This is a genomic window from Algihabitans sp. (genome assembly GCF_965226985.1).
Classification (GTDB): domain Bacteria; phylum Pseudomonadota; class Alphaproteobacteria; order Kiloniellales; family DSM-21159; genus Algihabitans.
Genome location: NZ_OZ245712.1, coordinates 1,784,188 through 1,807,628, shown reverse-complemented (window position 1 = coordinate 1,807,628; position 23,441 = coordinate 1,784,188). Strand labels below are relative to the sequence as shown.

Annotated in this window: 21 protein-coding genes; 13 read left to right on the top strand and 8 right to left on the bottom strand. The window is 65.5% G+C overall.

All coding sequences use genetic code 11. The annotated features are described in order from the left end of the window. The first annotated feature begins 33 nt into the window (after positions 1 to 33). Positions 34 to 1,767, top strand: a complete 1,734-nt coding sequence (locus ACO054_RS08325; RefSeq protein WP_421709969.1) for a hypothetical protein — start codon at positions 34 to 36, stop codon at positions 1,765 to 1,767. Positions 1,768 to 1,798: 31 nt separating this feature from the next. Here ACO054_RS08325 and ACO054_RS08320 read toward each other — a convergent pair whose 3' ends face one another. Next, positions 1,799 to 2,854 carry a dienelactone hydrolase family protein gene (locus ACO054_RS08320; RefSeq protein ID WP_421709968.1) on the bottom strand — a complete coding sequence of 352 codons (1,056 nt, stop codon included), beginning with the start codon at positions 2,852 to 2,854 and terminating at the stop codon, positions 1,799 to 1,801. Positions 2,855 to 3,236: 382 nt separating this feature from the next. Here ACO054_RS08320 and ACO054_RS08315 point away from each other — a divergent pair, with 382 nt between their 5' ends. After that, positions 3,237 to 3,845: a biotin transporter BioY gene (locus ACO054_RS08315; protein ID WP_421709967.1), complete on the top strand. Its 609-nt coding sequence runs from the start codon at positions 3,237 to 3,239 to the stop codon at positions 3,843 to 3,845. Between the two features lie 189 nt (positions 3,846 to 4,034). Next, complete coding sequence (locus ACO054_RS08310) at positions 4,035 to 4,898, top strand: alkaline phosphatase family protein (RefSeq protein ID WP_421709966.1); 864 nt, start codon at positions 4,035 to 4,037, stop codon at positions 4,896 to 4,898. Here the strand turns inward: ACO054_RS08310 and ACO054_RS08305 are convergent. The 4 genes from ACO054_RS08305 to ACO054_RS08290 all read right to left on the bottom strand — a co-directional run bounded on the left by ACO054_RS08305 (position 4,874) and on the right by ACO054_RS08290 (position 9,473). Then, positions 4,874 to 5,581, bottom strand: a complete 708-nt coding sequence (locus tag ACO054_RS08305) for a fumarylacetoacetate hydrolase family protein (protein WP_421709965.1) — start codon at positions 5,579 to 5,581, stop codon at positions 4,874 to 4,876. The genes ACO054_RS08310 and ACO054_RS08305 overlap by 25 nt on opposite strands. Before the next feature lie 16 nt (positions 5,582 to 5,597). Beyond that, a complete protein-coding gene (locus tag ACO054_RS08300) occupies positions 5,598 to 7,097 on the bottom strand; it encodes an aldehyde dehydrogenase family protein (RefSeq protein WP_421709964.1) in 1,500 nt (499 codons plus the stop codon). A 109-nt stretch (positions 7,098 to 7,206) separates the two neighbouring features. After that, the gene (locus ACO054_RS08295) at positions 7,207 to 8,745 is read right to left on the bottom strand and encodes a malonate--CoA ligase (protein ID WP_421709963.1); all 1,539 of its coding nucleotides are present in this window, start codon (positions 8,743 to 8,745) and stop codon (positions 7,207 to 7,209) included. Further along, on the bottom strand, positions 8,742 to 9,473 hold the full coding sequence (locus tag ACO054_RS08290) for a GntR family transcriptional regulator (RefSeq protein WP_421709962.1): 732 nt from the start codon (positions 9,471 to 9,473) through the stop codon (positions 8,742 to 8,744). Before ACO054_RS08290 ends, ACO054_RS08295 begins: the two co-directional genes overlap by 4 nt. A 279-nt stretch (positions 9,474 to 9,752) precedes the next feature. On the opposite strand from ACO054_RS08290, the gene dctP reads away from it, so the two are divergent. The 8 genes from dctP to ACO054_RS08250 all read left to right on the top strand — a co-directional run bounded on the left by dctP (position 9,753) and on the right by ACO054_RS08250 (position 18,432). After that, positions 9,753 to 10,748: a TRAP transporter substrate-binding protein DctP gene (gene dctP / locus ACO054_RS08285; protein WP_421709961.1), complete on the top strand. Its 996-nt coding sequence runs from the start codon at positions 9,753 to 9,755 to the stop codon at positions 10,746 to 10,748. Positions 10,749 to 10,902: 154 nt separating this feature from the next. Next, the gene (locus tag ACO054_RS08280) at positions 10,903 to 11,463 is read left to right on the top strand and encodes a TRAP transporter small permease (RefSeq protein WP_421709960.1); all 561 of its coding nucleotides are present in this window, start codon (positions 10,903 to 10,905) and stop codon (positions 11,461 to 11,463) included. Positions 11,464 to 11,478: 15 nt separating this feature from the next. Further along, positions 11,479 to 12,810, top strand: coding sequence for a TRAP transporter large permease (locus ACO054_RS08275; protein ID WP_421709959.1), 1,332 nt, complete (start codon positions 11,479 to 11,481; stop codon positions 12,808 to 12,810). 11 nt (positions 12,811 to 12,821) lie between these two features. Then, positions 12,822 to 14,300 carry a malonyl-CoA decarboxylase gene (locus ACO054_RS08270; protein WP_421709958.1) on the top strand — a complete coding sequence of 493 codons (1,479 nt, stop codon included), beginning with the start codon at positions 12,822 to 12,824 and terminating at the stop codon, positions 14,298 to 14,300. Between the two features lie 98 nt (positions 14,301 to 14,398). After that, positions 14,399 to 15,577 carry a type III PLP-dependent enzyme gene (locus tag ACO054_RS08265; protein ID WP_421709957.1) on the top strand — a complete coding sequence of 393 codons (1,179 nt, stop codon included), beginning with the start codon at positions 14,399 to 14,401 and terminating at the stop codon, positions 15,575 to 15,577. An 18-nt stretch (positions 15,578 to 15,595) separates the two neighbouring features. After that, positions 15,596 to 16,486, top strand: coding sequence for an alpha/beta fold hydrolase (locus tag ACO054_RS08260; protein WP_421709956.1), 891 nt, complete (start codon positions 15,596 to 15,598; stop codon positions 16,484 to 16,486). 69 nt (positions 16,487 to 16,555) lie between these two features. Continuing rightward, complete coding sequence (locus tag ACO054_RS08255; RefSeq protein WP_421709955.1) at positions 16,556 to 17,374, top strand: formate/nitrite transporter family protein; 819 nt, start codon at positions 16,556 to 16,558, stop codon at positions 17,372 to 17,374. A 71-nt stretch (positions 17,375 to 17,445) separates the two neighbouring features. Further along, positions 17,446 to 18,432, top strand: coding sequence for a YheT family hydrolase (locus tag ACO054_RS08250; RefSeq protein WP_421709954.1), 987 nt, complete (start codon positions 17,446 to 17,448; stop codon positions 18,430 to 18,432). Here the strand turns inward: ACO054_RS08250 and hemB are convergent. Continuing rightward, positions 18,390 to 19,442, bottom strand: coding sequence for a porphobilinogen synthase (gene hemB / locus ACO054_RS08245; protein WP_421709953.1), 1,053 nt, complete (start codon positions 19,440 to 19,442; stop codon positions 18,390 to 18,392). The genes ACO054_RS08250 and hemB overlap by 43 nt on opposite strands. 148 nt (positions 19,443 to 19,590) lie before the next feature. On the opposite strand from hemB, the gene ACO054_RS08240 reads away from it, so the two are divergent. Next, positions 19,591 to 20,703, top strand: coding sequence for a TRAP transporter substrate-binding protein (locus tag ACO054_RS08240; protein ID WP_421709952.1), 1,113 nt, complete (start codon positions 19,591 to 19,593; stop codon positions 20,701 to 20,703). Positions 20,704 to 20,723: 20 nt separating this feature from the next. Then, positions 20,724 to 21,287 (top strand): GNAT family N-acetyltransferase, encoded by a 564-nt coding sequence (locus ACO054_RS08235; RefSeq protein WP_421709951.1) that lies wholly within the window; start codon positions 20,724 to 20,726, stop codon positions 21,285 to 21,287. A 15-nt stretch (positions 21,288 to 21,302) separates the two neighbouring features. Here the strand turns inward: ACO054_RS08235 and ACO054_RS08230 are convergent, their stop codons facing one another. Together ACO054_RS08230 and ACO054_RS08225 are read right to left on the bottom strand one after the other, a co-directional pair. After that, a complete protein-coding gene (locus ACO054_RS08230) occupies positions 21,303 to 21,845 on the bottom strand; it encodes a cysteine hydrolase family protein (protein ID WP_421709950.1) in 543 nt (180 codons plus the stop codon). A gap of 85 nt (positions 21,846 to 21,930) precedes the next feature. Beyond that, positions 21,931 to 23,268, bottom strand: a complete 1,338-nt coding sequence (locus ACO054_RS08225) for an O-acetylhomoserine aminocarboxypropyltransferase/cysteine synthase family protein (protein ID WP_421709949.1) — start codon at positions 23,266 to 23,268, stop codon at positions 21,931 to 21,933. Between the last annotated feature and the right edge of the window lie 173 nt (positions 23,269 to 23,441).

The following is a 23,441-nucleotide window of genomic DNA, read 5'->3' as shown; positions in this document are numbered from 1 at the left end:
CATCTCTGGATGGCGTTTTACGGGAAGCGAGCGATGAGCAAGCGAGTCTGGGTGGGGGGCGGCGCGGCCGCCCTGGTGGTGGCTTTGGCCGGTGGCGGGTATGCCTTGTTGCTCGCTTCGGCCAATGACGCGGTGGAACGCAGCTTCGCGCAGTTCCGCGCCAGCCTGCCGGCGGGTGCCGTCTTCAGCCATGGCCCCTACGAGATCGATCTCTTGGAACGCTCGGTGAGCGTGGCGTCGCCTTCCATCGACTTCAACGGCTATGGCCGCCTGGGGCGGCTGAGCGCGGAGCGCGCGCACGTCCTGGGTCTGGAGCCGGGCGAGACGGAGACACGGGCCGCCGAGGTGCTGTTCGACGGGGTCGAGATGACGGACCCGGGCGGCGTACTCTCGTCTGTCACCCTGCAGCAGGTCGTGGCGAGGGACGTCGCAATCTCCGGACAGCCGGCGGACCTTCGCGAAGGGCTGCTGGCAACCCGCGTCGGCCAGTTGACGGCGAGCGAAGTGGGCCTCAGTCGCGACGACGTTGTCGTCAGCCTGCAACAGCTCACCCTGGCCGATCTTGACGGTGGGCGCCTTGGGACGGCGGAGTTGGACGATCTTAGGTTCGAGAGCCGCGGAGCGGACGAGCACGCGCGGTTTGCCTTCGGGTCCCTGTCACTGGCCGGCCTGGACCTGACCGCCATGCTTGAGCAGGCCGAGCCCCTGGCAAGCGGCGATTGGCGCAGCGCTGTCCGGCTCGCCGATCTGGAGCAGCTTCGCGCCGCTGCCGTCGACCTGGCGGTCGACCATCAGCAGGTCACGCTCGAGGAGCTGGTGATCGAGGAGGTCGACGATGCCAAGTTGGGCAGGATCCGTCTGGTCGATCTGGCAGTGGACAACGACGGTCCCGCGAGTGGCTGGGATCTGACAGCGGGACTCCTCTCCTTGGAGGGTTTCGAGATATCGCCACTCTTCTCCCTGTCTCCCCGCCAACTCGCCGCCTCTTCGGACGAGGAGATCTTTGAACGAACGGATGCTGTGGCGCAGCAGATCGCCGCCAACCTGATGGGCTATGCGGTCGAGGAAATTCGCTTCGAAACGGACCGGTTTCCCGGTGCCGTCGAACTAGCGGGCTTTCGTCTGACCGATCCCCAGATCATCGATGGTCGCGTGGTCGGCGGTCTCACTGAGATTGAGAGATTCAGTTTTCCCTTCGACCCGGCCATGTCCGTCTTCGCGAACCGGATCTGGTCGGAACTGGAGCTTGAGGATCGCCTAGCCATCTCCCTGCGCGGCGATCAACGCTACGATCCGGCGACCTCGAGTTTATCCACCTGGCAGGACGTGACCCTGCACGACATGCTCGAACTGCGGCTTTCGGGCCGTTTGGGCAGTCTTGCGGGACCGCTGCACGCCGGCATGTCCCAGTTGGACCTGCAGGTCGCCTTGCTTGGGGCGACATTGGGCGAGGCGGAAGTGATCGTCACCGACCTGGGTCTTCTGCGGCCCGCGCTAGAGGTGATGGCTGAAGGGCAGGGCGTGACGGCGGAACAGCTGGTTGGCCAATGGATCGTCATCGGGGCGGAGGCGGCGCGCACTTTCCAGTTGGGGCCGGTCGCTCTCGAGGCGCTGGAGGCTATCGAAGTCTTTCTTCTGGAGGCGGGGCGCTTGCAGGTGGCTCTTGCACCGGTGGAGGAGGTACCGCTTTTGCTGCTCGGCGCCGCCGGCAGCCCGGCTGCCGCGTTGGATCTCGTCAATCCCAGTATTTCGGTCCTTGCCGAGTGATCTGACCGCGTCGGCAGGGCGTTGGGCGACTTCAGTCGGCGGTAAAAAAGACGTCTTCCAGGAAGCTGGCGAGGTCGGCGTTGGACAGGGCACGGACCGCATCGTCGCGTCCGATCATGTAGCCCTCGCCATCAGTGCAGAGGCCAAGCGTGGTCTGCCGCAGCAGCCGGTTCAGCATTGGCAGGAAGGTGCTGCGGTCCCAGGCGATCCCGTCTTCGTCGACCCGAAAGCTGCAGGGCGCAAGGTTGCGGCCAATCAAGCGCGGTCCCGGAAAGCGGCCGTCCCACTGATGGACCGCGCCGGGGTAAACGATGCTTTCGACACTGCTGCCGCCGCCTTCCAGATCTTCGGCGATCTCGGCACAGCGCTCGGGATCGACGATGGCGTCGCCGTCGCCCCAGAGCATCAGCAGGGGTGCGCCGGTGGTCTCCGTTCTGACGAAGCGGGCGATACAGGGGGCATAGAAGGCTACATGACCGGCGAATCGGCGGCCGTTGAGCGCCAAGGCCTCGGCAACTTGGCTGTAGAGGGCGAAGGTGCTGGCCATGCCGCCGTAGGAGAAGCCGGTGAGAACCACGCGGTCGGCGTCGACCTCCGGCCGGGAATCGAGATAGGCCAGGGCCGCGTAGGCATCGGCGACCAGCATGACCTCCGTGATCTCCAGCAGCCGCTCGACGAAGCTCGCCGCACGGTCCCGCCGCGCGGCGAAGGAGTCGACCACCAGGGCGGCGACGCCCAGGTTGGCGAGCTGCTGCGCGTAGGTCGGTTCGCGGGTCGATATGACGCCGCCGGCCCCATGCAGTAGGACGACGGCTGGAACCGGATTCTGCGCGGACGCATCTCGCGGCAGAAAGAGCCGTCCCACCGCGTCCTCCGGCGGGGCCGAACCGGCGTCCGCCAAGGTGAAGGGACTGCTGCTGGGGAAGGCGATGAGTTGCCCATCCGGGCCGTCGAGCTCGCTAAGCTCCGGCCAGAGGTCTGGAAAACGAGGTTCGGCGGCGGCCGAGCGGGTCATATCCGCCGGGAAGCCGACTCCGACACAGACTAGGGTGATCGCGAGGGTGAAGATGAGGAATCGCTGAAGCATGTGCGCCATATGGCGCGGTTGCAGTGTTTCGGCAACATTCGATAGCGGCCGTCCTTAGCGGAGTCCCGCGGACGCTGCCGACTCACGGAATATTTCAAGCGGATACGCAAAGATCGATTCTCAACGCGCTGAAAATGTTGACTTTTGAACAGAGATATCCGAGTTAACTCTTGTGACAATACAGGCGCTATTGCGCAAAATTCATGACGCCTTGGCTTCAACTTGCTATAGTAATCTTTCCCGGCACGCGGCCGGTGTCCAAGAAACAAAAGCAAGCAAAGCCCGACGGACCGGCGGACGGCCGTGAACAGAACAGAAAGCGCAGGCGGTTTCTCAAGCCGAGCTGTCGCACAACCCGGGACGGGGAAGGAGTGAGCCGAACATGGCCCATGCCGGAATCGCACAAGATACCTTTGTCAGCCCGACGCTGGTGAATTCCCTCTGGCCGGCCGAGGAGCGCGCCCAGCGGTTGGGCCGCGATCTCGTTCTGGCCCTGCTTGGCGCGGCGATCCTGACGATCAGCGCCAAGGTTCAGGTTCCGATGCTGCCGGTGCCGATGACGCTGCAGACCTACGTCGTCATGGTGATCGCCATGGCTTACGGCTGGCAGCTCGGCTTGGCGACCGTCGGGCTTTATCTCGTCCAGGGCGCCATCGGTCTTCCCGTCTTCGCCACCGGCGGAGGTCTCGCCTATTTTGTCGGTCCGACCGGCGGCTATCTGGTCGGTTTCCTGTTGGCGACCTTGGTCATGGGATGGCTGGCCGAGCGCGGCTGGGACCGTCGGCTTTTCCTGGTCGTTCCGGCGGTGGCGCTCGGAACCGCCATCTTCTTTATCTGCGGCGTTGCCTGGCTGTCCGTCCTGATCGGGGTCGAGCGAGCGGTCGAAGCCGGCCTGATGCCCTTTCTGCCCGGCGCTGCGGCGAAACTGGTCCTGGCGGCGGCGACGATTCCGGCGGCTTGGCACTTCGTCAAACGCTTCCGCGAAACCTGAGGCGCCCGGACAAACGGATCTTTTCGAAGAAAGGGCCCGGCTTCCATGCCGGGCCCTTTTGCTGTCGGCGGAGCGGGCCTGCCTGACTCCGCAGCTCCGGGGATAAAATCGCCCGTCGCGTTGTCATCAAGGCCGTTTAGTCTGCAGCGCCGATTCGGGTGGCTGCCGTGAAAGCTGGGGGAGGGGGAAATGGATCGACAGAAGGTCGTTCTGGTGATGATCGACGCGCTGGGGGATGCCGTGGCGCGTGCTCAATGCGGCTATCTGATGAGCCTGGTCGAGGCCGGTCAGGCGCGTCTTTGGTCCATGCAGTCGGTGCTGCCGAGTCTCTCCATGCCCGCCTATGCCTCCCTGCACACGGGCACCTCGCCAGCAGAGCACGGACGGGTCTCCAACGATCTGGAGGCCATGGCACCCGCGCCCAACGTCTTCTCCGTCGTACGCGAGGCGGGCGGGACGACGGCGGCGGTGGCCGAGCGGCTCTACGCTTTACTGTTCAACGCGGCGCCTTTCGACGATGTCGAGCACCTGGAGGTGACGGACGGCCCGGGTTGGGTGACCCATGGGCGCTTCTATACCGAGGTGCGGCATACGCGCTTCAACCCCAGCATGCCGGGGGACCACGATATCTGTAACAGCGCCAGTCTGCTGATACGGCGTCATCGGCCCGACTACCTGCTCGTCCACTCCGCGGCGGCGGATTCGGTCGGCCATGCTTTCGGCGCGGACTCTTTCGAATACCGGCATCAGATCTGGAACATGGACAATGAGCTGGCGCTGGCGATTCCGGTCTGGCGCGCCGCCGGCTACCGCGTATTGGTCACCTCTGACCACGGCATGAGTGCCGAGGGCCGCCATGGCGGGGCCGAGGAGGGGATGCGTCAGGTGCCCTTCTGGGACATCTGCGGCGGGCATGGCGGCGAGGTGGAGGGAGCGGTCAGCCAGCTCGCAGTCGCCCCGACCATTCTTGATCTCATGGGGTTGCCGATCCCGCCAGAGATGCGCGAGGCACCCCTCGTTTCCCGGACCTATCCCGCAACTCTGGCCGTGTAGCTGCCGACGCCTTCGATTTCGCAGTCCAAGCGGTCGCCGGCCGAGATCGGCCCCACCCCCGCAGGGGTTCCGGTGAAGATCAGATCGCCGGGCGCCAGGGTCCAGAGTTTCGAAAGCTCGGCCAGGATCTCCGGCGTCTTCCAGATCATCTGCGCGAGGTCGCCGTCTTGCCGAACCTCTTCGTCGACGGAGAGGGCGATACGGCCGCGTGTCGGGTGACCGATCCGTTCGACCGGTACGATCTCGGAACAGGGCGCCGAGCCGGCGAAGGCCTTCGCGGAATCCCAGGGACGCCCGAGTTTCTTGGCTTCGGCCTGTAGGTCGCGGCGGGTGAGATCTACGCCCACCGCGTAGCCGAAGACCAGCTCAAGCGCATCGTCCGCCGAGAGGTCGCGGCCGCCCTGCGCGAGCGCCACGACCAGTTCGACTTCATGATGCAGGTCTCGGGTCGCCGGGGGATACGGCAGGGGATCGCCGGGTGCCACGACCGCCTCGGGCGGCTTGGTGAAGAAGAAGGGCTGCTCGCGATCCGGGTCGTGGCCCATCTCGCGGGCGTGGTCGGCGTAGTTCCGCCCCACGCAGAAGATGCGCCGAACTGGGAAGAGCGCTGCCGTGCCGCGAACGGGCAGACTGACGACGGGAGCGGGGTGGAAGAGGTATTCGGTCAGATCGACTTCGGTCATGGCGGCGGAACTGCTCTCACTCCATGTTGAAGATGACGGTCTTCTTGTGGGTGAAGTTCTCCAGCATGGCCTCGAGGGAGGCCTCCTTGCCGAGACCCGACTGCTTGATGCCGCCGTAGGACAGGTTCGGCATGACGACCAGGTTCTGATTGACCTGCACGAAGCCGGCCTCCAGCCGTTTGGTCGCATTGAGCGCGGTCTTCAGGTCGCTGGTCCAGATCGTGGCGGCCAGGCCGTAGACGCTGTCGTTGGCGGCGGCGATGACCTCCTCGTAGTCGTCGAAGGCGATGACGCAGGTCACTGGGCCGAAGATCTCCTCGGTGATCAGGCGGGAGTCCGCCGGCAGGTCGGTGAAGATCACCGGCTGCACGTAGTAGCCCTGCAACAGCGCCTCGTCCGCCGGCACCTGGGAGCAGAGGTGGGCGGTTCCACCCTCGGCCTTGCCCTGGGCGATGTAGGACTTCACCCGCTCGAACTGCTGTTGGCTGACGATGGTGCCGATGTCGGTCGCCTCGTCCAGCGGATCGCCCATCACCATGGCGTCGACCTTGGCCTTGAGCTTCTCGACGAAGGCGTCGCGCAGGCTGCGCTGCACGTAGATCCGGCTGGCGGCGGTGCAGGACTGGCCCTGGCGGGTGAAGCGCATGCCGGAGACGGCGCCTGCGACGGCCTTGTCCAGGTCGGCGTCGGCCATGACGATCATCGGCGACTTGCCACCCAGCTCGAGGGTGACCGGGATCAGCTTCTCGGCAGCGGTGCGGTAGACCGCCTTGCCGGCCTCGACCGAGCCGGTGAAGGTGATCTTGCCGACCTTCGGATGCGCCACCAGCGGCTGGCCGCATTCCGGCCCGAAGCCGGACAGCAGGTTGAACAGGCCCTTCGGCAGGACCTGGTTCATTATCTGGCAAACGCGCAGAACGGCGTAGGGGGCTTCCTCGGCCGACTTGACCACCACTGCGTTACCCGCCACCAGGGCCGGCGCGATCTTGAAGGCCATCAGCATCATCGGAACGTTCCAGGGGATGATGGCTCCGACCACTCCGATGGGTTCGCGCGACGTAACGGTCAGCATGTTCGGGTTGAAGGGCACGGACTCTCCCTTCAGCTCGCTGGCCAGTCCGCCATAGAAAACGAAGGCATCGGCCAGAACGCCGGCCTCGACCCGGCTTTCGGTGCGCAGGGCCTTGCCGGTCTCCAGCGCCACCAGCTTGGCCAGCTCCTCCTTGTGCTGTTCCAGCAGGCGGCCGCACGCGACGATCAGCTTGCCGCGCTCGCGGGCCGGCATCTCAGCCCAGTCCCTTTGGGCGCGAACGGCAGCCTCGACGGCCCGGGCGACGTCTTCCGCATCCCCTTCGGCGGTCTGTCCGATGACCTGCAGGTTGGCCGGATTGACTACGTCGAAGCTTTTGCCGCTTGCCGCCGGAACCAAGGCGCCATCGATCAGGTGCTTGCCCTCCAGCTCGCGCACCAGTGCGTGCGGGTCGGTCTGGGTCACCAGAGTGGAAGCATCGGGCATGGTCGAAGTGTCTCTCGTCGAACGGTTTATCGTTTTGCGGTTGTTCAAGCGCAGACAGCGCGCCCGCGCAAGGGCGGAGTCCGGATAGCTGCTAGGCGGCCCCCGGAGGTCAAGCAGCCCTGAAGGTCTCGCCGTAGGTCTTTCGCAGCTCGGCCTTCTGGACCTTGCCCATGGTATTGCGCGGCAGGTCCTCCACGAAGAAAACGCGCTTCGGTACTTTGAACCTCGCAAGATCCTTGGTGCAGGCCTCGATGATCGCCTCTTCGGCAATCTCGCCCCCGTCCAGAGTGCTGCGCTTGACGACCGCCGTGACGGCCTCGCCGAAGTCGGGATGTGGCAGGCCGACCACGGCGGATTCCGCGACCCCGGGCAGGGCGTCGATCACCAGCTCGATTTCTTTCGGATAGACGTTGTAGCCGCCCGAGATCACGAGGTCCTTGGCGCGTCCGACGATATGCACGTAGCCCTCGGTATCGATCTTCGACATATCGCCGGTGGCGAAGAAGCCGTCCGGCCGGAATTCCTCAGCCGTTTTCTCAGGCATCTGCCAGTAGCCCTTGAAAACATTGGGGCCCTTGACCTCCAGAACCCCGATCTCTTCGCGCTCCAGCACCCGACCGTTCTCGTCGGCGACCCGCACCTCCACGTCGGGCAAGGCGAAGCCGACGGTTCCGGCACGCCGCTGCCACTCCGGCGTCTCGGCGTAGGGGTTCGAGGTGATCATGCCGCATTCGGTCATGCCGTAGCGTTCCAGAATGCGCTGACCGATGCGCTGCTCGAAGGCCTCGAAGGTCTCCTCCAACAGCGGCGCCGAGCCGGAGACAAAGAGGCGAATACCGGCGGCAACCTCTCGCGTGAAGCCGGCTTCCGCCAGCAGGCGCACGTAGAAGGTCGGTACGCCCATCATCACGCTGCAGCGCGGCAGCAGCTCCAGCGCACGCGCCGCGTCGAACTTGGGCAGGAAGACCATTTCGCTGCCGTTGGCCAGGGTGGTGTTGATGGCGACGAAGAGACCGTGGACATGGAAGATCGGCAGCATATGCAGCAAGCGGTCGCCGGGACGGAATCCCCAGAGATCCTTGAGCGCAAGCGCGTTGGAACTGAGATTGCCATGGGTCAGCATGGCGCCCTTCGAGCGGCCGGTGGTCCCGGAGGTATAGAGGATTGCCGCGAGATCGCCGGCGGCCGCCGGATGGCTCTGGATCACAGGCGCCAGGTCGCTTGCCGCGTCGGTCAGGCTGCCGCCGCCCGCCGCGTCCATCGTGTGGACATGGGGCACGCCGCTCTTCGTCGCGATCTCGCGCAGGGCTGCCTCGCTCTCGGGACGGCAGACGACCAGCGCCGGCGTCGCGTCGCTGAGAAAGTAGGCGATCTCCGCGCCGGTGTAGCCGACGTTGAGCGGCAGGTAGACGGCCCCCATTTTCACGACGCCGAGATAGAGGAAGACCGCGTTGGCCGACTTGTCGGTCTGCACCGCGACCCGGTCGCCGGGCTCGACGCCCAACGCGATCAGCAGCGCCGCGTAGCGGCCGGCCTGCGCCTCAAGATCGGCGTAGCTAAGGTGGCTGCCGTCCTCCAGTTCCATGACCGTCCGCGCGCGGTCGCTTGGAAAGCCGTCCGCCAGTACGTCGTAAAGATTTTCGTTCATCCTGCAGTCCGTCGTTTGCTGTCTTGTTTCGTGCCATCAGTGCGGGCTTCGTTCGTACTCGCCGCCGGTCCCCTGTCGCCGTAAGGCAGGGTGGAGAGGAAGTCGGTGAAGGCACCGCCCTGGACGGTCACATGCCGGCGCAACCGCTGCTCCGCATCGTCGGCATCACCGGACAGCAGGGCCCTGACCACAGCCTCGTGTTCGGCGAAGCTGTCCTCCAGGCGTCCGGCCCGGCGCAGCTGAATGCGACGATAGGGCGTCAGGCGCTGGCGCAGGCCGCGCGTCTGCTCCGCCAGAAAGCCGTTGTGGCTGCCGGCGTAGATCGCCTCGTGGAAATCCAGGTTGGCGGCGTAGTAGGCGTCGGGGTCGTTGTCTGTGACGAAGCGCCGGGTATCCTCGTGCAGGCGCTGCAGTTCGGCCCGTTCGTCCTGGCCCATGCGCCGGGCGGCGAGGCGGGCGCAGAGGCCCTCCAACTCGGCCATGACCTCGAACATCTCCACCATGCGTTTGAGGCCCAGTTCCGCGACGGTGGCGCCCTGGCGTGGGCGGATCTCGACCAGTCCGCTGGTGGAAAGCTGCATCAGCGCCTCGCGAACCGGGGTCCGCGACACCTGAAAGCGCTCGGCCAGACGCGTTTCGTCCAGGCGTGCCGCCGGCGGCAGCCGTCCGGTCACGATCTCCTGTTCCAGGGTCTGGCGAATGCGGTCGGCCCGCCGTTCCGCCGCCACAGCGGCCTCCTCTCTCGCGTTCGGCCGTCCGTGATCTCTTCAGGATCGGTTGCGGGCCAGGACAGTCTCGCCCGCAGATATACATGAACCTCAACTTTGCATACAAGGTTTGCGCTCTTGTATACAAGAAGCTACGATCCCCTTGGTTCGCAGATCGGAGGGGGGCTCCAATCCCCGTGTAGGTTTGCGTTCACCTTAGAGACAAAAAGCCGTCCGTCGTCCGTAAGAGCGCGCAGATCGCCGAGCCGACAGACGCTGAAAACAAGGGAAAGGGAGGATATGCACAAGCATCTGACCGCTGCCGCCGTCGCGGCCATGGTTGCCGCCACGGGGCTTGCCGCTCCGGCCGCTGCCGAAACCACGCTCCGGCTGTCGCACCAGTGGTCGACAGCGGACGTCCGTCACCAGGTTGCCGAGATCATCAAAACTCACGTCGAAGAGGCGGGCGTCGATCTCTCGATCCAGATCTTCCCGACCCAGAGCCTCTTCAAGGCGCGCGAGCAGTGGCAGCCGACCAGTCGCGGCCAGCTCGACATGACGGTCTTTCCCCTGGCCTATGCCGGTGGCATCAACCCGGAATTCAACCTGACCTTGATGCCCGGCCTGGTGAAGAGCCACGACCATGCCGCGCGGCTCAACGACTCTCCCTTCATGGATGAGATCAAGCAGATCGCGCAGGACGACGGCGTTCGGATCCTGGTCGACGGCTACCTCGCCGGCGGCTTCGCCGGAAAGGACCGTTGCATCACCTCGCCAGACGACGTGCAGGGTCTGCAGACCCGCGCGGCCGGTAAGGCCTTCGAGCAGATGCTGGCCTCCGCCGGCGCTTCGATCGCCTCGATGGCCTCGTCGGAAATCTACAACGCCATGCAGACGGGTGTGCTGGACGCGGCCAACACCAGTTCCTCCAGCTTCGTCTCCTTCCGGATCTACGAACAGGTCGCCTGTTTCACGCCGGTCGCCGACTACGCTCTCTGGTTCATGTATCAGCCCGTACTGATCTCCGAACGGAGCTGGGGGCGCCTGAACGACGCCCAGCGTGCGGCTCTTGAGGCCGGTGCGGAGAAGGCCGAGGCCTTCTACTTCGAGGAAGCCAAGAAGCAGGATGCCAACGCCCGACGCGTGTTCGAGGAGAACGGCGTCGAGATCGCGCTGATGAGCGAGACGGAATTCGAGGCTTGGCGGGAGATCGCCGCGCAGTCCTCCTACGAGGCCTTCGTCGAGTCTGTGCCCGACGGTCAGCGCTTGCTCGATATGGCGCTTTCTGTCGAGTAGAGCCCCGGTTCGACCGTCGGTCGGCGGGTCCGGCGGCCCAGCCCCGAGATGAAAGAGGGGCCGGGCCGCCCTTGTCCCGCACCCAAGCGGTCTTCGTTGCGCGATCTCTGTCGAGCGGCATCCGCCGTCCCCTGGTCACAAGGGCCGTTGTCCGATGGTGATTTTCTTCCGTCTCGTCTCACGGATTTCCCTGATCAGCGGCGTTCTCGCCGCAGCGATGATCGCGATTTCGATCCTCGTGGTCTGTCAGATGGTCTATCTGCGCTACGTCGAAAACGCCTCGACCGTCTGGCAGACCGAGTTCGTGACCTACTGCATGCTGGCCGCCACGCTGATCGGCATGCCCTACGTCCAGAAGCTGCGTGGGCACGTGAACGTCGACCTGCTGCCGATCTATCTGCGCGGTCGCGCGCGTTTCGCCCTGGCCATCGGGACCTATCTGCTGTCGCTGGCGGTCTGCCTGCTGCTGACCTTTTACGGGTTCGAGATGTGGCATGAGGCCTGGGCGGGCGACTGGACCTCCGACACGGTTTGGGCGGTGCCGCTGGATGTCCCTTACGCCGCCCTGCCGCTCGGCTTCGGCCTGATGTCCTTGCAGTACATCGCCGATCTGCTGGCGCTGCTGACCGGTCATGCCAAGCCCTTCGACCTGCCCGACGATGCCCTTGGAACGGCTGCGGCCGCCGAGAGCGCGTCGCGCGGTTTGCCGCGCTGAGCCGGAGCTGACGCCATGGAATTCGATCCCCTGACGCTCGGGGCGTTGGTCGCTCTGGCCACCATCCTGGTTCTCTTCTCCGGCATCTCGGTTGCGATGGGACTCATCGTGGTCTCCATCGGCTTCATCTGGATGTTCGACTGGAACGGTTGGTTCTCCGTCACGCTGCTGCCCGAGATTCTTTTCGGCAAGCTCAACAACTTCGCGCTGCTGTCGATTCCGATGTTCATCCTGATGGGGGCCGCCGTGGCTTCGAGTCGGGCCGGCAGCGATCTCTACGAGGCGCTGGAACGCTGGCTGACCCGCGTGCCCGGCGGCCTGGTGGTCTCCAATCTGGGCGCCTGCGCCATCTTTTCGGCCTTATCGGGGTCGTCGCCCGCCACCTGTGCGGCCATCGGCAAGATGGGCATCCCCGAGATGCGCAAGCGGGGCTATCCAGACACCGTCGCCTCGGGATCGATCGCCGCCGGTGGAACGCTCGGCATTCTCATCCCGCCGAGCGTCACCATGATCGTCTACGGCATCGCCACGGAGACCTCCATCGGACGACTCTTCCTGGCCGGAGCCCTGCCTGGGCTTCTGCTGGTCGGGCTCTTCATGGCCTGGTCGATCTACGACACCTGGCGCAAGGGCGGGGGCGAGGTGCTGAGCCCGACGGTCTATAGCTGGGCGGAGAAGTTCTCGGCCCTGCCGAGGGTCGTCCCCTTCATCGCGATCATTCTCGGCGTGCTCTTCGCGCTCTACGGCGGCGTGGCGACTCCCTCGGAGACCGCCGCCGTCGGGGCCTTGCTGGTGATCGTCGTGGCGGTGGTGGTCTACCGCATGTGGCAGGCAAAGGCCCTTTGGGTGGTCCTACGGGACTGCACCAAGGAGTCGGTGATGATCCTACTGATCATCGGCGCCTCCGGGCTGTTCAGCTACATGCTCTCCAGCCTCTTCATCACTCAGTCGATCGCCGAGTGGATCACGCAGCTCGACGTCAACCGCTGGGTCCTGATGTTCGCGATCAACATCTTCCTTCTGATCGCCGGCTTCTTCCTGCCGCCGGTAGCTGTGATCCTGATGGCGGCGCCGATCCTGTTGCCGATCGTCGCTGCCGCCGGTTTCGATCCCTACTGGTTCGCGGTGGTGCTGACCATCAACATGGAGATCGGCCTGATCTCGCCCCCTGTCGGTCTCAATCTTTATGTTATCAACGGCATCGCGCCCGACATCAAACTGCAAACGATCTTGAAAGGATCCTTGCCCTACGTTGGCTGTATGGTGGTGGCGATCCTTCTTCTCTGTGTGTTTCCGGGAATCGCGACCTGGCTCCCGGATTTGGTGATGGGTCCGGCGATCAAGTAGCGACGGCAGCCATGACGACGAGCGATCAACAGCAGGCGGTGAAGGAAGGCTTCTTCGAACGAGCCTTCGGCAACGTGTCGAGCGCTTGGCGCGACATCGCCGCGACGGCCGCCCGGACCGTCGGCGTGATCTCTCCGGCGGAGGCCGCCCGCAATCCCGACGCTTTGGAAAAGCTGATGGCCGATTGCCTGGAGGCGCGGGGCGGCGAGGTGGCCGCGCGGGGACGGGCGGCGGAGCTTGGCCGAATCTATCTGCAGCTTGAGGAGGAGGGGCGCCACCGTTTTCTTGAGGTCCTGGCCAGCCGCTTCGCCGTCGATCAGGCGGCGGTGGAAGGCGCCATGGCCGCCTACGGCGCGGCGGAGGACGAGGAAGCGCGACTGACGGCCCAACATGCTCTGCGTCAGGCCCTCGTACCCCCACGCGTCAAACTGCTGACTCAGTTCAACGGCCTGCCCGAGGGGGTGAAGTTCCTGGCCGATCTGCGCGCCGATCTGCTGCCGCTCGCCAAGCAGGACGCCTATCTGCACGGTCTCGACAAGGATCTGCATGAGCTGCTGACCTCCTGGTTCGATGTCGGTTTTCTTGACCTGCGGCAGATCGATTGGAACTCGCCGGCCTCGCTTCTGGAGAAGCTGATCGCCTACGAAGCGGTCCATGCGATCCGCTCCTGGGACGACCTGCGCAATCGCCTGGACTCCGACCGGCGCTGCTTCGCGCTGTTCCATCCGCGCATGCCCGACGAGCCCTTGGCCTTCGTCGAGGTTGCGCTCACCAAGGGACTCGCCGGTTCCGTCCAGTCGTTGCTCGACGAACAGGCGCCGCTGTCCGACCCCAAGGATGCCAACACGGCGATCTTCTACTCGATTTCCAACACCCAGCCGGGCCTGCAGGGCATCTCCTTCGGCGACTACCTGATCAAGATGGTGGTGCGCGAACTCTCGAGCGACTTCCCGAACCTCAAGGTCTTCGCAACGCTCTCGCCCGTTCCGGGACTGCGCAGGTGGCTGGAGAGCCTGGAGTCCGAGACGATCGAACAGGCGATGAGCGAGGAGGAGCGCGGCGGGCTGCGGGCGCTCGGCGGCAGTGACGAGACTTCTGTGGCGCTCCAGTCCGTCCTGGAAACCCAGAACTGGCCGGAGGACACCGTGACGGCGAAGGCGCTGGAGGGGCCGCTGTCCCGCTTGGCCGCCCGCTACTTCACTGAGACGCGGTCCGACGGCCTGCCGCTCGACCCGGTCGCCCGTTTTCATCTGCGCAATGGCGCACGCCTGGAGCGGATCAACTGGCTGGGCGACACCGCGCTAAAGGGGTTGCGCCAGTCCGCCGGGATCATGGTGAACTATCGCTACATCCTGGATGACATCGAGAAGAACCACGAGGCCTTCGTCTCGAAAAGCACGGTGGTCATGAGTACCGACGTCAAGGCTTTGGCCAAACGGGCCCGCGAGGGCGGTGGCGGTGCGGCACTGCGGCGGCTCGGGCTCGGCTAGCTCGCGGTTCCCTCTTCCGCGTCGTACTGCCGTCTTGCGCGTTTGGCTTGATAGGCTCATCAAGGTGGTGCTTCCGCCCCGCTGGAGAGTCGTGCGCCATGTCACAACGCCAAAGCTCCCGAAACGTTAGCTACGCCGACGCCGAGGCGGTCGCGCGGGCGCTCTCGCCCAGCTACCCGATCTATCTCCTGCGGCCGCATCAGTTGGCTGCGAATGCCCGGGCCTTCCTGGACCGTTTCGCCGGATCGGTGCTCTACGCGGTCAAATGCAATCCACACCCGCTTGTCCTGCGCGCGCTTTACGATGCCGGCATCCGGCATTTCGATACCGCGAGCCTGCCCGAGATCGCCCAGGTGTCCGAGGCCTATCCCGATGCCCGGACCTACTTCATGCATCCAGTGAAGGGACGGGCGGTAATCCGCACGGCCTACGAGGTCTACGGCCTGCGCCATTTCGTGGTCGACCACGCCAACGAACTGGAGAAGGTGTTGGAGGAAACCCGTAAGGGATCGCCTGAGGAACTGGTGATCGTTGTGCGGCTGACCACGCCGCCGGCGGCCGGAACCCTCTATCACCTGGCCGCAAAGTTCGGCTGTTCGGAGGGCGAGGCCGTCGACCTGCTGCGTCAGGCGCGTGCGGCCGGCTGCCGCGTAGGGCTGGCTTTCCACGTCGGCAGCCAGTGCCGCACGCCCGGCGCCTACGGCACCGCGCTTGAGATCTGCGGCCGCGTCGTTGCCGAGGCAAAGGTGGAACTGGACTGTCTCGATGTCGGTGGCGGTTTTCCGGCCGACTACGTCGAGATGGTGGCGCCGCCCCTCAAGCTTTACTTCGACGAGGTGACCCGCGGCCTAACCGCCAACGGCTTCGAGGGCGTCGAGGTCTTCTGCGAACCCGGACGAGCGCTGGTAGCTTCCGGCTGCTCCCTGCTGATCCAGGTACAGCTCCGCAAGGGTGAGCAGCTCTACGTCAACGATGGGATTTACGGGAGTTTGTCGGAGATGGTGGACGCCGGTATCCGTTTGCCGGTCCGTCTGGTGCGACCCGACGGGCCGGAGCCGAGTGGGGAGGAACAGGAGTTTATCGTCAACGGCCCGACCTGCGATTCCCTGGATGTCTTGCCGCAGCGTTTTCGTCTCCCGGTCGATTTGCGCGAAGGCGATTGGATCGAAGTCGATCAGGTGGGCGCCTATTCCAACGCTCTGGCGACCAACTTCAACGGCTTCTACCCGGAAACCTTCGTCACGGTGCAGGACGCGCCTTTGGCGCGCGGTCTCTAGAGACGACGTCCAAGAACGATGACGCCGAAAAAGAGACATCTTCTGGGCCTGTCGCAGAGCGGTTTTCACCGCATCGCCTATCGGGAATGGGGACAGCCCGACGCCGCGCGCACGGCGGTTTGCGTTCACGGTCTGACCCGCAACGGACGCGACTTCGACGTCCTAGCCGTCACGCTGGCGGAGGCGGGCTGGCGGGTGATCTGTCCGGACGTGGTCGGCCGTGGCGACAGTGACTGGCTCGGCGACGGGGCGGATTACGGCTATCCGCAGTATCTCCAGGACATGACGGCGCTGCTGGCGCGTCTGGATGTGGAGCAGGTCGACTGGATCGGCACCTCCATGGGCGGATTGATCGGCATGATGCTAGCGGCCTCGGGCGGGCATCCCGTCGGGCGCCTGGTGATCAATGACGTCGGCCCGCTGATTCCCAAGGCGGCCTTGGAGCGCATCGCCGACTACGTCGGCCGGTCCTGGGTCTTCGCCGACAGGCGCGCGGCCCTGGAGCATGTGATGAAGGCCTACAGCGGCTTCGGCGACCTGAGCGAGGCCCAGTGGTCGAAGTTGGCCGATGACTCCCTGCAGGCGGCGCCCGATGGCGGGTTTCGGCCCAACTACGATCCTCGCATCGGCGAGGCCTTCGTCGGACAGCCGTTGGAGGATGTCGACCTCTGGCCGGTCTGGGACCGCATCACCTGTCCTGTCCTCTTGCTGCGCGGCGCAGAGTCGGATCTGCTGACTGCTGAGACCGCACGTGAGATGACGCGGCGTGGGCCGGCCACCGAAATCGTCGAGATTGCCGGCGCGGGCCATGCTCCAGCGCTCTTGAGCGCCTTCGAGAGGGAGACCATTCGTGACTGGCTGACCGGCGCGGTTCGCGTCCCCAAGGGTTCAGCCCTACCTTCTGCATGACCTGTCTCAACGCCGAAGCCACCTAAGGGAGCGCAGGCTAGGGCTTTCAATCTATGGGAGACCCTCTTCATGCCGGAAGGTCAGTCAGTTGGCACGCGCGCTGGGCAACCGAACCCGACCGCGATCGACGCTTACGCACCGGCTGAAATCGCGCAGCGCGTGGCCGGTGCCGGCGTCAAGAAGGCGGCCGCACCTCTCACCCAGACTCTGGTGCTGGCCGTTCTGGCCGGAGTCTTCATCGCCTTCGGCGGTGCCTTCTTCACCCTGGTGATGACGGGGAGTCCGCTGGGCTTCGGGCCGGCGCGACTGCTCGGCGGCTTGGCTTTCTGTCTCGGCCTGATCCTGGTGGTGGTTGGCGGTGCCGAGCTTTTCACTGGGAACAACCTGATCGTAATGGCCTGGGCGGAAAGAAAGGTCACGACGGCGCGGCTGCTGCGCAACTGGGGACTCGTCTACCTGGGTAATCTGATCGGTGCCTTGGCGATGGTCGCCCTGGTCTGGCTGTCCGGCAGCCTGGCGCTTGGCGAGGTGGCCGCGACGGCGGCTGCGATTGCCGAGGGCAAGACCGCCCTGGGGCCGTTGGAAGCTTTCGTACGCGGGATCCTCTGCAACGCGCTGGTCTGCCTTGCGGTCTGGCTCTGTTTCGCGGCCCATAGCGTGCCCGGCAAGATCTTCGCGCTGCTCTGGCCGATCACCGCCTTCGTCGCGCTGGGCTTCGAGCACTCGGTCGCCAACATGTATCTCATCCCCATCGGGCAGCTCGCCGGCGGCGGACTCGATCTCTCAGCATTTCTCGGCAATCTGCTGCCGGTGACGCTCGGCAACATTCTCGGCGGCGGTCTCGGCGTGGCCGGGGTCTACTGGGCCGTCTACCTCCGCCATGCCTGATCGGGCGGTCTGCCGCAGACCCGCGACCGCCGGCCGCTGTGCCCGGGCGGCTGCGCTCCTATCTCTCCTTTATGCTCCCTGACTTCCTCCCGCGTTTTCCCTGGCTTACGGGCGATCTCCAGACCCTGCGCAACACCCTGGTCCGCCCGCGCATTGATCTCTCGCCGTGGCCGGAGCGGCGGCTGGAACTGAACCTCGGGGACGGGGACCGGTTGCTGGCGAAACTGCATCTCACTGGCGAGGCCGGCGTGTCTCCGCTTCTGGTTCTGATCCATGGCCTGACCGGCTGCGAGGACTCCACCTACCTGCGGGCCAGCGCGGCGCATTTCCTGAACCTCGGCTATCCGGTCGTGCGGCTCAATCTGCGGGGGGCGGGGCCAGGGCGTCCCTTGGCCCAGGGACACTATCATGCGGGCCGTTCGGCGGATCTGCGGCGCGGTCTCGCGGCCCTGGGCGAGCTGGTGCCGCAGGCGTCGGCGGGTGTGGCGCTGATGGGCTACTCCCTGGGCGGCAACGTCCTGCTGAAGCTGCTGGGCGAGGGCGACCTGCCGCTCCCCGTCCTGGCCGCGGCCAGCCTGTCCGCACCGATCGATCTCAAGGCGACCCAGGTCCGAATGATGCAGCCCCGCAATGCCGTCTATCACGCCTATCTGCTGCGTCGGATGAAGGCGGAGAGCCGGGCGGATCCGGAGGTGCTCGCCCAGGTACGCAGCGTCTGGGAGTTCGACGAGAAGGTGGTCGCGCCGCCCAACGGTTTCGCTGGGGCTGAGGACTACTACGCGCGTTCCGCCGCCAAGGGCTACTGGCGCGGGATCACGGTTCCGACCCTGATCGTCGCGGCGCTGGACGATCCTTGGATTCCTGGAGAGAGCTACTTGCGAGAGCCTTGGCGCGAGAACCCGCACTTGACTCTGTCGACGCCGGACCACGGCGGACACGTTGGCTTTCACGGCCGCGGCGGTTCGACGCCCTGGCACAACCGACGGTTCGAGATTTTCTTGAAGGAGGCGGCGCTTCAGCCGGCGCGCAGCCGTTCCGCCGCCTCGATGGCGAAGTAGGTGAAGATCCCGTCGGCACCGGCGCGCTTGAAGCCTAGCAGGGCCTCCATCATGGCCCGATCGCCGTCGATCCAGCCCTTGAGGCCGGCCCCCATGATCATCGCGTATTCGCCGCTGACCTGGTAGGCGAGGGTCGGAACGGCGAAGGTTTCCTTCACGCGTCGGATAATGTCGAGATAGGGCATCCCGGGCTTGACCATGACCATGTCAGCGCCCTCGTCGAGATCGAGCGCGACCTCGCGCAGTGCCTCATCGGAGTTGGCCGGGCTCATCTGATAGGTCTGCTTGTCGCCCTTCAGGGCGGTGCCCGAGCCGATGGCCTCGCGGAAGGGACCGTAGAAGGCACTGGCGTACTTGGCCGCGTAGGCACAGATCGCGACGTCCTGATGACCTTCGCGGTCCAGACGCCGGCGGATCTCGCCGATACGTCCGTCCATCATGTCCGAGGGAGCGACCAGATCGCAGCCGGCCTCGGCCTGGACCAAAGCCTGGCGGCAGAGAATCTCGATAGTCTCGTCGTTGAGGACCCGATCCTCATGAACGATGCCGTCATGGCCCAGGGCATTGAAGGGATCTAGTGCAACGTCGCAGATCACGCCGAGGTTTGGGGTCTCGGCCTTGATCTTGCGAACCGCTTGGCAGACCAGGCTCTCGGGATCGGTCGCTTCGTCGCAGGTCACCGTCTTCTTATCTTCCGCCACGTAGGGGAAGAGGGCGACGGCGGGAATCCCGAGCTCGGCGGCACGCCCTGTCGCATCCGACACCTCCGCCAGGGAGAGCCGCCGGACTCCCGGCATCGAGGGGATCTCGGCCTCCCGGCAGGTTTCGTCGCGCAGGAAAATCGGCCAGATCAGGTCGTCCACGCCCAGCCGCGCCTCGGCGACGAGCCTGCGCGTCCAGCCGTGAGTGCGATTGCGGCGCAGTCGGAGCTGAGGGTAGGCGCCGGTGACGGCGGGCGCCGACAGCGCGACCGCCGTTTGGCGCAAGAAATTCGGGCTGTCCTCCGGCATCGACCTTTCCCCCGCACCCGTTGCGTGCTTGTCGTTTGGTCGGAGAGAATAGGCCTCCCGCAACGGTCGCTCAAGTGATGGCGCAATTGTTTGCGGAGGGGCAAGATGCCGCCCTGATAAACGCTTTCCGAGAAGAGGGGCCAAGCAAATGCCAACCAGCCGTCGTAGCTTTCTGAGGACAGCGGGCGCCGCCACCGGCGCGACCGCTGCGGCGGCGGTCGCGTCCGCACCGCTCGCGGCGCCCTCCCTGGCTCAAGGTGCACCGCAGAAACTGACCATGGTCACCGCCTGGCCGGCCAACGCGCCGGGCGTCGGGGTCAACGCCAACCGCTTTGCCGAGCGGCTGAGACGCCTGTCCGGTGGCCGCCTGGAGATCGACTTCTTCGCGGCGGGAGAGCTGGTGCCCCCCTTCGAGGCTTTGGACGCCGTGCGCGAAGGCACCGCCGACCTAGCCCATGCCACGCCCTATTACTGGGTCGGCAAGTCTCAGGCGCTCCACTACTTCACCGGGATACCCTTCGGCATGACGGCCGTCGAGTTCGCGGCATGGCTGCGCTTCGGCGGAGGCCAGAATCTGTGGGAGGAGGTCTATGCGCCGCTCGGCGTTCTGCCGTTCTATGCCGGCTCGTCCGGGACCCAGGCCGGCGGCTGGTTCAACAAGGAAATCAACAGCGTCGAAGATTTTCAGGGCCTGAAATTCCGGATCGCCGGGCTGGGCGGCGAGGTCTTGCGGCGGCTGGGCGCGGCCCCGGTGCTGACGCCCCCGGGCGAGATCATGCCGTCGCTGGCGGCCGGCACGGTCGACGGCGCCGACTGGATCGGCCCCTGGAACGACATCGCCTTCGGTCTGCATCGCTTCGCCAAGTACTACTACATGCCGGGTTTTCACGAGCCGGGACCGAGCCTGGAGGTGATCGCCAACGTCTGGGCGTTCGAGGCGTTGGAACCGGATCTGCAGGAGGCGGTGCGGACAGCGGCGGAGGCGACGGCCTTGGAGACTTTGGCCGACTTCACCTACCACAACATCGCCGCCTTCCAGACGCTCAGCGATGAGTTGGACGTGGAGGTCCGTCGCTTCCCCGATGCGGTCGTCGAACGGCTCGGCGAGGAAAGCCGGCTGGTACTGGAGGAGGTCGCGGCGAGCGATGACCTCACGCGCCGGGTCCATGAGAGCTACATGGACTTCCTGGCCAAGGCGCGGGCCTATGGGCCGCACGGCGAGCAGGGCGTGCTGAACATGCGCAGTCTGGCGGCGGGCTAGGCCGTTTTGAGGCCGGTGGCGTGACCGTTGCACAGGACCCTGACGGCGGCTGCGCCCCGGAACTGGAAACCCCGCGCCTGCTGTTGCGGGGGCACCGGCTGAGCGACTTCACCGAGACTGCAGCCATGTGGGCCGATCCGAAGGTCGTCCAGCGCATTTCCGGGACGCCCTCATCGTCGGAGGAGTCCTGGTCGCGTCTTCTGAGGTACAGGGGGCACTGGTCGTTGCTGGGTTTCGGCTACTGGGCGGTCGAGAGCAAACAGGATCGGCGCTTTCTCGGCGAAGTGGGCTTCGCCGACCATCGCAGAGGCATGACGCCGTCGCTCGACGGCTTGCCAGAGTCCGGCTGGGTCTTGAAGAGCGCAGAGCACGGCAGAGGTTTCGCGACAGAGGCGATGTCGCGCATCCTTGAGTGGGCGGACGGGCGCCGAGGATTCGAGAAGACGGTCTGCATCATGGCGCCGGAGCATCTCGCTTCTATCGGCGTGGCCCGGAAAGTCGGGTACCTCGAGGACACGACGGGCCTCTACAGAGGCCAACCCACGCTGATCATGTCGCGTCGCGATCCTGCTTTGAAATCATAAGGTTTATTGGGCGATCTAGAGAAACGCGGTGCTTTCCACGATCTCGGTCTTGGCCCGCTTCAGATCGGCGAGACTGAGGGCGTGAACCTCCTCGGCGGACTGCAGATCGCCGCTCGGGCTGCGGCGGTCGAAGGTGGCGCAGGCGTCGGCGACAACCTGCGTGGCGTATCCGAGGCCGCTGGCCGCCTGAGCCGTCGCCGCGACCGAGTTGTCGGTGACAAAGCCGCAGATCGCCAGGGTCTGAGCCTCGGCGGCGGCGAGCAGGCGCGTCAGGGGCGTACCGGCGAAGGCCGAGGGCGCCGATTTCCAGAGCAGCCATTCCTCCGCTTGCGGCAGAGCTTCCGGCTTGGTCGCGCTGCCTGGCCCCTGAAAGGTGGAGCCTTCCTCTCCCGGCAGGTGATGAACATGGATGACCGGAGCGCCTGCGCTACGCCAGACCGAGAGAAGCCTGGCGATGGTCATTTCCGCTTTGGGATTGTTGCGACGGCCCCAGCGGGGATCGTCGATTGCGGCCTGCGCGTCGATCACGATCAGCGCCGGCGGTCGCAGCCGGTTCATGGGCAAACTGTCCTGTCGGGGGCGTTGGGACTGCTGGGATAGAGGGACGGGACGGCCCAAACGGTCGCCCCGTCGAGAAGGGCCTCTATTCCGCGGCTGCGGCTGTCTGCGCGGCGGCTGCCGCGAGACCTCGGTCGAGGTCGGCCAAGATGTCGTCGATATGCTCGATCCCGATAGACAGGCGGACGTAGCCTGGCGTCACGCCGCTCGCCGCCTGTTCCTCCGGCGTCAACTGCGAGTGGGTGGTGGTGGCCGGATGGATGGCCAGGGAGCGCGCGTCGCCGATGTTGGCGACGTGGTAGAAAAGCTGCAGGCCCTCGATGAAGCGTCGTCCGGCCTCGGCGCCGTCCTTCAGTTCGAAACCGACCAGACCGCCGAAGCCGCCTTGCAGATAGGTCTCGGCCCGGCGCTTCTGTTCGGGATCGTCTTGGAGACCCGCGTAGGTGACGGATTTCACGGCCGGATGGTCGCGCAGGTACCGCGCCACGGCGAGAGCGTTGCGGCTATGCTCGCGGATGCGCAGCGGTAGGGTCTCGAGGCCCTGCAGGAACAGGAAGGCGTTTTGCGGCGTCATGGCGGCCCCCAGATCGCGCTGCAGGGTGACCCGGGCCTTGATGATATAGGCGATGGGACCCAGAGGCTTGACCGCCTCGGTCCAGACCGCGCCGTGATAGCTGGGATCTGGCTGGGTCAGCAGCGGAAAACGCTCGGCCTGGGCTTCCCAGTCGAAGGTGCCGCCGTCCACGATCAGGCCGCCGACGGAGGTCCCGTGACCGCCGATCCACTTGGTCGTCGAGTAGACGACGATGGCTGCGCCGTGATCCAGCGGCCTGCACAGCAGCGGTGCCGCGGTGTTGTCGACGATCAGCGGTACGCCCTCTTCGCGTCCGATCTTCGCCACCTCCGCGATCGGGAAGACGGTCAGCTTGGGGTTGGGCAGGGTTTCGGCATAGTAGGCGCGGGTCTTCGCGTCGGTTGCGCGCCGAAAGTTTTCCGGATCGCTCGGGTCGACGAAACGGACCTCGATGCCCTGTGTGGCGAAGGTGTTGGCGAAGAGATTCCAGGTGCCACCATAGAGATCTGTCGAGCTGACGATATTGTCGCCGGCCTGTGCGATATTCTGGATGGACAGGGCGCTCGCGGCCTGGCCTGAGGAGGTGGCCAGGGCCGCGGCGGCGCCGTCCAGAGCGGCGATGCGCTTCTCCAGCACGTCGACCGTCGGGTTCATGATGCGGCTATAGATGTTGCCCAGTTCCTTTAGGGCGAAGAGGTTTTCTGCATGCTGGGTGTTGTCGAACTGGTAGCTGGTGGTCTGGTAGATCGGGACGGCCACTGCGCCGGTCGTCGGATCTGCGCGCCAGCCGGCGTGCAGGACCAGGGTTTCGGGGTTGCGCGAGGTAACGGCTTTGGATGCGTCGCTCATGTCTTCGACTCCCTCTCTGCCCGCGCAAACGGCGGGCGCGTTTCCTGGTTTGACGCTCCCCGCGGCCGGCAGTCGGACTGACTCTCCGGAGCCGTGGGACGTCACGCGATGTCGAGGGGCCCACTAGGGGTGGCGCTTTAGCTTTTGATGACCCGGAGCAAGCTGCCCCTCAA